Here is an 8889-nt window from a genome sequence, read left to right on the forward strand (position 1 = left end):
CATCTATAAGTGGTTCAGCATAAAATCTCAAGACTTTCTTAGTAAAAGTGGTAACTTTTTCTTTCTGCGTAGCCAGTTTTGTAAAAAACACATTTAAGCCTAAAAATCACTCAACCGCACTATGATTCAGCATTCAATAATCAACTAAACGCTAAATAATCACGTTCTTGTTACACAAAAAGCCCACACTACAAAACATTTCTAACCATTAAATTTAACTATTATCAACATTTAACATCGAAGATTAACCACTTGAACGACATAAATCACATCCGAGGTGTTTGATGTCGATATATTATGCTAACTATTGTAAAGTGCGATCGAACTCAATAAGGGCACCGTTCTGTCCTTAGATCATAAATCTGACAAGAGGCTCTTTTATGACGCAAGCCCCTCAACGCCTACCTAGCTTAATTCAAGTAATTATTGCTCTAGGCTTGTTTTTGTTACTCGCGTTTTCGTTTACAGCTCAACTCGATCTCCCTATCCAACTGGCCTTATACATTGGCTGGTTCATCATTATTGTGCTCGGTGTTCGTTTAGGTCACCAATATAAAGAATTAGAAAAAGCAGCACTGAATGGTATTTCTAATGGTTTAGGTGCCGTGTTGATACTTTTAGCTGTTGGCGCATTAGTTGGTACTTGGATCTCCGGCGGGATCGTGCCGACCATCATTTACTACGGTCTTCAAGCAATCCATCCTTCTATTTTCCTTCTTGCAACGATGATCATCTGTTCTCTCACCGCTTTAGCAACTGGAACCTCATGGGGTGCAGCTGGTACCGCGGGGATTGCCATGATGGGGATTGGTCAGGGTCTTGGCGTTCCAGCACCAATCACCGCTGGCGCAGTACTTTCAGGTTGTTACTTTGGTGACAAAATGTCGCCATTATCTGATTCCGTTATTCTGGCGTCTTCGATGTCTAACGTTGAAGTGATGGAGCACATTAAAGGTATGCTGCCGATAGCGCTTATCAGCTACGTGATCACGGGTATCATGTTTACCTTATTTGGTTTCCACTATGCGGGTAACGTAGACATGTCTCAAGTACAAAGCGTGATTGAGGCGATGGAACAGCAGTTTTACATTACCCCATACTCTTTTGTGCCAGTGCTGATTGTACTTGGCTTGCTTGCGATGAGAATGCCTTCGTTTCCTGTAATTAGCTTTGGTTCTTTGCTGGGCATCATTTGGGCTGTGATGATCCAAGACGTAGACTTCTTGCAAGCTTTCAATACCGCATGGGCACCTTACAATATTGAATCTGGCGTTGGCTTCATTGACTCAATCTTAAACCGAGGCGGCATGTCCTCTATGCTTGGTTCTGTTGCCGTGATTGTCTTTGGTCTCGGGTTTGGTGGATTGCTGGATAAAGTGGGTGTGCTTGAAACCATCGCAAAACTGTTTGAGCGCCGCGTGACAAGCGCAGGTTCACTGGCAACCAGTACCATTGGTACTGCATTTATGGGCAACGTTTTTGGCTCAGCTATGTATGTTTCACTCATCCTGACCCCTAAAATCTGTGCCAAGAACTATGACCGTTTAGGCTATCAGCGTAAGAACCTATCACGTAACGCTGAATTTGGTGGCACGCTCACCTCCGGTATGGTGCCATGGAGCGATAATGGCATCTACATGGCGAGCATTCTAGGCGTTGCAACGCTCTCATATGCCCCCTTTATGTGGCTAAGCTTTGTCTGTATTTTGGTGACCATTTTTACCTCTTACATGGGTTGGTTTGTTGATAAATGTGAACCTACTGCACCAGCAGACAGTGCTGAACAAGCACCGGTTCTCAACCAACAGTCAGCCTAGCAGGGTATTGCAAAAGTCATTGAACTAAAAAACCAGTAAAAAAGAGCTCAACTGAGCTCTTTTTTACTACAAGCAGAATCGCCATTTAAAGCTGATACGATAGAACTGGCTTATCGTTTTCTTTGATCAAGGTAGTGTTGCGCACTGGCTATAGCGGCCGCTAATTGCGTTGTTAATAACCCCAATTGCTTCTCCGTAGGTCGTTGCTTCTGGCTAAGTCGCAACTCTATTTCTGACGCTATCTGCTTGAGTGAACGGCAACCAAGATTGCCCGCGACGCCTTTCAGGCTGTGTGCTCGGCGCTGAGCGGCCTCCAAATCAGAATGCACCAATCTTTTCAATTCAGTGGCATCATGCTGATGATCTTGTATAAATACGCTCAACAGCAGAGTGACAGACTCAACATCGTCATTGAGAGTTATGAGCATGGATTCAATATCGATGGCCAAATCATCAGAAAGATCCGATGTTTCCACCTGTGGTTCTTCTGTAGACAAAACACGGCTAGGATTCATCTCAGATGACGCATCCTCTTTCGCAGCACTGGGAACTTTATTAACATGAGAACGAGTTAAAACTGATGACCGAAACATCAACCAACCCAGCAATAGCATAACACCACCACTTAACCCCGAGACAAGATAAGCATAGATGTTTAAAAGACGATGGTATTGGTTTTCAACATGGATAAGCTGATTGTAAATAGAGTGATTGATTAAATTGTCGACCAAACGTGCACCTTGGGCGTATTGATTCAGTAAATCAGACGCTTGTGCTAATGTCTGCTCTAACTCTTTTTTCTGAATGGCTGGTAAAGATTGCCCATCCACATAGAGTTTATCTAATGCTCGATAGATCCCCGGATTTTGCTCAGTGTCACTGAACATCGCTTCAAATACATAAGCGCCTAACACCACATACATTTGCTTGAGTTGTTCTGAATTAGTGGGATTATCGCGCAGCACTTGTAGGCGTTCAACCAAGGGTTGAATGTTAAGCTCAATCGACAAATACGATTTGGTCAGTGTGATATAGCGATCAGTCACATGGAGCAATTGCTGAATATCTGGTCGCCATGAAAAATCTCGGTGCTCAACTTCCAGCTGTAGCCTAAGTGAATAGAGTAGCTGCACATTCAGCGCGATATCATTCGCTCGCGTCGAACGATAAGGCTCTTTAAAATAGAGTGAACTTTTAAGTTCTTCAACACTGTAATGTAACTCTTTCACCGCATGCATGGCTTGGTAGCTTAAATGGCTTTGCCAAAACACAAGACCAACGGAGATTAACCAACCAAACAGAATCACTCCATACGATCTCACGCTGAATCGTTTTGATTTCTTTTGCCCAAACACTGTGATTACCAATTTGTACTTGTAATTAATACAAGCATAAACCTAAAGTTTGGACCGTGCTGAGTTGTACATCGGGAGAAAAGACAAAAAAGAGAGCCATATCAAGCTCTCTTAGTGGTAAACGATTAACGCTGGCGCGTTAACTGTTCTCTTAAATTCGGTGGCGTGCCTTTGATGGTTAACGTGTCGCTTTCAGGATCATAAAAAATACGCTCTCCCAATAACAAGCTATCAAAGCTCACATTCAAACCGCCCCCTGCACCGACAAACTTGGTCAGTTTACGCACGGTAGAACGATCACCAGGAAAGCTCTCTTCCAGTTCATAGCCATGTGCCTGCGTATATTCGAAAAAACCCGTGCCGTCTTGGCTAGCAGGTAATTCACCAGACAACTCACGAATATGAACCTCTTCACCGGCTTTAATTTGCTCATTGCAGTAATCGTAAACCTGCTTCTTGTAACCGATCGCTTCATCTTTTTCTAGCTTAGAATCCGTGCAAAAATCCTGTACCGCTTGCATCAGTACTTGATTTTGCACTTTGGTATCTAACCCGACATCGGCTTGCAGAAAATCAAGAAAGAAATCCGACACTTTTCGACCAACGCGACCTTTGATATAGGCAAGGTAGCGGTTTGAGTTTTTGTCCGTTTCAAAACTTGAGAGGTCAAGACGCGCTGCGATATCCATTTTGTTGATATCAAGATAATCTGTCGCGCTAATGTCGAGCCCCTCTGTTACTTTCAAACTTTGGTTGAGAGGTAAAAGCCCAATAAATAGGTAATCGGTAGCCAATGACTGATATTCGGCCATCACTAAGATCCCTTCATCAGCAAACGGATACTTTGATAATTCATCTTTCAGCTGTTGAGCACTGATTTGTGAAAAATCGTAAAAATCACGCTCACCTTGACGAAGTTCTTGCAACCAAGTTTGAAAATCACTGTCCGACTTAAACGAACCAAAACCTTTGCTCGCTTTCGAATTAAACACGCGATGCAACTCAGCCACTAAATTTTCGGCAGACGTATCATTATCTAAAGATTGAGAGCGGTATTTAACCACCAACTCATCTTGCTCGTTTTTGCTTAATTGGTGCAAAATCACGTTGGAAAGGTGAAGACTCATAGTGAAATTATCATCGTTCTGGTTTCAGTTGTAAGGCATTGTAGGTTATCATAAGCCGCTTTTACTATCATCATTAGAGTCTTTATGCCTATTACATCTAAATACAGCGACGAAAGAATTGAAAATATCCTGACAGAAGTTGCTGCCATCCTCGCTAAACATAGTGCTTCCCCTGAGCTTACTCTCATGATTGCGGGAAACATTGCAACGAATGTCTTAAACCAAAACGTTGCCGCTTCACAGCGTAAGGCGATTGCGGAAAAATTTGCTCAGGCATTGATGTCGTCTTTAGAAACTACTACTCACTAATAGAATGCATAGATAGAAAATCACATGGCAGATAGCGAAAATACATACGGTGAACGCGTATCACGGTTGGTTGGTTGGGGGCATTGGTTTGCTTTCTTCAATATCATTGCAGCAATGCTTATTGGTACTCGATATATCGTACAATCACCATGGCCTGAAACCTTGTTGGGGCAGTTTTATTTAGCTGTGTCTTGGGTCGGCCATTTTGGATTTTTGGTCTTTGCACTCTATCTGCTGGTTTTATTCCCTCTGACATTCATCATTCCGTCGCGCAAACTATTTCGCTTCGTGGCGGTCTGTTTTGCAACGTTAGGACTCACACTCTTATTAATCGATACCCAAGCTTATCAAGCAATCAACCTGCACTTAACACCGATTGTATGGGAACTGCTTTTTAGCGATGAGACCAGCGCTATCACCGCCGACTTACAGCATCTGTTTGTGGTCATGCCGCTCATTTTCCTCTTACAACTTGGGCTTTCGGAGTGGGTTTGGCGTAAGCAGCGAAAACTATCGCATAAACACGTTGGCCGGCCCATCGCGGCGGTATTTTTCATTAGTTTTATTACCAGCCACCTTATTTACGTTTGGTCTGATGCGTATTTAGAAACATCAGTGACCAGCCAAAAATCAAACTTCCCGCTCTCGTATCCAATGACGGCAAAATCGTTCATGGAAAAACACGGTCTATTTGATCGTGATGTGTACTTAAAGCGTTTGAAGGATAATGAAGAGAACCTTAACATTGTTCGTTATCCTCTTGAGCCTCTTCAATTTGGCCGCAGAGCAAATAATCTCAATATTTTGCTAGTGAGTGTCAATAATTTAAGAAGTGATGTGCTGACAGCTGAAATCATGCCCAACACTTACCAATTTGCGACAGAAAATTTGAAGTTTAATAATCATTACAGCTCGAGTAATGACATGTTTGGGATCTTTGGCTTATTTTATGGATTGCCAAGTAGTTATGCCAACGCCATTCGTTCACAAGGTACCCCTCCGATACTGATAGATGTATTGAAAAAACAGAATTATCAGTTTGGCCTCTTTAGTGGCGATAATTTTGACGACACCTTATACGAAGAGACGATTTTCCGCACTTTAACGGTCTCTAAAGCTCCTTTTGATCAAGAATCGAGCACAGATAACCAAACTATACAACGCTGGCATAAATGGGTATCCGAGCAAACCGAACAACCCTGGTTCAGCTATTTGGAGTTGACGACCGTTGACAACTTTAATGACTTTGACCCTCGGTCAAGTAAAGGTAGTGCCAGCGATCGCCTGCGTGCTGGTTACAATAACTCGGTCAATGCAGCCGACCAAGAAATAGGCCTGCTGCTCACTAAGATTGACGAATTACAATTGCAAGACAATACGCTGATTGTGATCACCTCAAATCATGGCGCGGAGTTTAACGAGACAAAAACCAACAGCTGGGGTGCTAACAGCAATTACAGCCGATACCAGTTACAAGTGCCGATGATCATCCATTGGCCTGGAAAAATGGCAGGGGAATACTCACACCGTTCAAGTCACTTAGATTTTTCAGTCACGCTTTTACAGGATCTGTTAGGTGCTTCATCCAACCCTATTGAATTTAGCAGTGGTAGAAACTTGTTTGATGAAAACAAAAGGAAGTGGATTTTAGCCGGTGATGCCCGTGAATTAGCTTTGATTACCGATACCCAAACGACTCTCATTGATAAATTTGGCAACTTCAAGCTGTTTGATGAAAACTATCAACGTCAGAAAGACTCTAGCCCAGCGTTACCTGTACTAATGCAAGGCTTAACTGAATTGCAGAGATTTTACGCCAAAGATAATTAAATCAGGTCGTTAGCAAGATTATCTCTTGACGCTAAAGGGATAAATGATTAGATTACGCCAATCGGACTGTAGCGCAGCTTGGTAGCGCACCGTCATGGGGTGTCGGGGGTCGGAGGTTCAAATCCTCTCAGTCCGACCATACACCTAAAAAAGAGAGCTTCGGCTCTCTTTTTTGCTTTAGTATCTGATTTTTAGTCTGTTTGAACTAACAGTGGCGCAACTTTGGTTGGGTAAATGACAACAGCAATAGATTTTGATGTCGGGGTATCACTAAAGTCCCCTTTACTGCTCAATGGAATGAGTGCATTTGCCTCAGGGAAATAGGCCGCTACATTCCCTTGAGGAATTACATAGGCGACCACTTTGAAGCCCAAAATTTCACGTTTAATACCATCATCCCACAGTGTCTCAATATCGACTCGTTCACCCGCTTTTAATTGCAGCTGCTCAATATCTTTTTCATTCATGAAGATGACATTACGTTCGCCAAATACACCTCGGTAACGATCATCCAAACCGTAAACCGTGGTGTTGTACTGATCGTGCGAACGCATCGTCTGCAACACAAAAATCGGTTTCTTGGTCATCTGCTGAGTTTTGAGCGGAACGATAGATTCAGGAAGTGCATTGCTGCTTATCTGCGCTTTTCCTGTGGGCGTTTTCCAATTAAATTCACGTGCTGAATTACCAAGATAAAAACCGCCAGGCCCTTTGAGCCGCTGATTAAAATTGGCAAATCCTGGGATAATCTTTTCAATCAAATCTCGAATGTTATCGTAATTATCGGCCATGGATTGCCAATCGATTGGATTTCCCTCCCCTAAGGTCGCTTTTGCCATTCCTGCGATAATGGCAGGCTCTGAGCGCATCATCTCTCCTGTAACATCAATTCGCCCAGAAGAGGCATGAACCATGGAGAATGAGTCTTCAACGGTAATTTTCTGTGGCCCCTGAGCCTGAATATCAATATCTGTCCGACCTAAACAAGGCAGGATCAACGCATCCTTGCCCGGGTTGACATGGCTCCGATTCAGTTTAGTCGCAATGTTTACGGTCAAATTACAGTTTTTCATTGCTTGTGCGACACGCTCGGTATCGGGCGCAGCAGCAACGAAGTTTCCTCCTAAACCGATAAAGACTCTACTTTCACCCCGTAGCATCGCCTCAATAGCATTAACTACATTATGGCCATGCGCTTTTGGTGGCGTAAAGCCCAGTACTTTTTCAATATTGTCGAGTAGAAATTCAGGCGGTTTTTCATTAATTCCAACCGTGCGGTCACCTTGCACATTTGAGTGGCCACGGACAGGACATACCCCAGAACCATCCTTACCAATTTGACCAAACAGTAATTGTAGATTGACCAACTCTTGTATGGTTGCCACCGAATGCTTATGCTGAGTCACCCCCATTGCCCAAGTTACGATCACGCGTTTAGCGCCTTGGTAAATATCTGCCACCAGCTCTAGATCTTGTTGCGTGAGCCCAGATTGTTCAATAATACTTGACCACGGCGTAGCCTGTACCATGGGTAAATAAGACTCCATCCCTTCGGTATGCTGGGCAATGAAATCAAGGTCGAATATCGCTTCACCACGGGTCTGTGCTTGCTGATGACGAGCCAGAAGAATTTTCACCAAGCCACGAACCGCCGCCATGTCTCCGCCTAATTTAGGAGTGAAATAATGGCTAGTGGTCGGTGTTGAACCATTGCTTAACATTTCAAAAGGATTTTGCGGGTTAGTAAAACGCTCCAATCCTCGCTCTTTTAAATTATTAAACGCAACAACCCGAGCGCCACGCTTATAGGCTGACGCCAGTGTTTCCAACATACGAGGGTGATTCGTTCCTGGGTTTTGTCCAAATAAAAGAATCGCATCGGATTCTTCAAAATCCTCAATAGTCACAGTTCCCTTACCAATGCCAATCGAGCGAACCAAGGCGACGCTCGTAGCTTCATGGCACATGTTTGAGCAATCAGGAAAATTATTGGTACCAAACCGGCGCGCAAACAACTGGTATAGAAATGCAGCTTCATTACTCGCGCGGCCTGATGTATAAAATTCCGCCTGATTTGGACTAGCGAGTTGATTGAGGTGTTGTGCAACCAGTGCAAACGCCTCATCCCAGCAGATTGGCTCATAGTGATCCGTTTGAGCGTTATAGCGCATTGGTTCCGCTAAACGCCCTTGAGATTCGAGAAAATAGTCGCTCTGCTTATTGAGCCAAGTGACCGAATATTGCCTAAAGAAATCCGCCCCAACGCGTCGAGAAGTGGCTTCCCAGTTGACGGCCTTAGCGCCATTTTCGCAAAAACGAAAACGCCCTGGGACATGTTTTTCACCCCAAGCACAGCCCGGACAGTCAAAACCATGGTCTTGGTTGGTTTTTAAAAGATTGGAAATATTTTTGGCAACATTATGACTTTTCAATAGATGATGCGCGGTGCTT

The 8889-nt window shown here is 43.7% G+C and carries 6 protein-coding genes and 1 tRNA gene; 4 read left to right on the forward strand and 3 right to left on the reverse strand.

What is annotated here, in order from left to right:
* Positions 1-380 precede the first annotated feature (380 nt).
* Positions 381-1817 (forward strand): Na+/H+ antiporter NhaC, encoded by a 1437-nt coding sequence (nhaC, locus tag B9J84_RS01960; RefSeq protein ID WP_017048541.1) that lies wholly within the window; start codon positions 381-383, stop codon positions 1815-1817.
* 110 nt (positions 1818-1927) lie between these two features.
* On the opposite strand, the gene B9J84_RS01965 is transcribed toward nhaC, so the two are convergent.
* Together B9J84_RS01965 and yejK are read right to left on the reverse strand one after the other, a co-directional pair.
* Positions 1928-3124, reverse strand: coding sequence for an Hpt domain-containing protein (locus B9J84_RS01965; RefSeq protein ID WP_094123418.1), 1197 nt, complete (start codon positions 3122-3124; stop codon positions 1928-1930).
* Positions 3125-3297: 173 nt separating this feature from the next.
* A complete protein-coding gene (yejK, locus tag B9J84_RS01970; RefSeq protein ID WP_094123419.1) occupies positions 3298-4299 on the reverse strand; it encodes a nucleoid-associated protein YejK in 1002 nt (333 codons plus the stop codon).
* 84 nt (positions 4300-4383) lie between these two features.
* Here yejK and B9J84_RS01975 point away from each other — a divergent pair, with 84 nt between their 5' ends.
* The 3 genes from B9J84_RS01975 (at position 4384) to B9J84_RS01985 (ending at position 6577) form a co-directional block, all read left to right on the forward strand.
* On the forward strand, positions 4384-4608 hold the full coding sequence (locus B9J84_RS01975; RefSeq protein WP_013856392.1) for a YejL family protein: 225 nt from the start codon (positions 4384-4386) through the stop codon (positions 4606-4608).
* 24 nt (positions 4609-4632) lie between these two features.
* Entirely contained in the window at positions 4633-6438 is a 1806-nt protein-coding gene (locus B9J84_RS01980) for a DUF3413 domain-containing protein (protein ID WP_017049110.1), read from the forward strand.
* Between the two features lie 62 nt (positions 6439-6500).
* Positions 6501-6577, forward strand: a tRNA-Pro gene (locus B9J84_RS01985).
* A gap of 52 nt (positions 6578-6629) precedes the next feature.
* On the opposite strand, the gene B9J84_RS01990 is transcribed toward B9J84_RS01985, so the two are convergent.
* Positions 6630-8889: FdhF/YdeP family oxidoreductase (locus B9J84_RS01990; protein WP_094123420.1), on the reverse strand; the 2260-nt coding region annotated here is incomplete at its 5' end.

The organism is Vibrio sp. V03_P4A6T147 (assembly GCF_002241085.1).
In the GTDB taxonomy this organism is placed as follows: domain Bacteria; phylum Pseudomonadota; class Gammaproteobacteria; order Enterobacterales; family Vibrionaceae; genus Vibrio; species Vibrio anguillarum.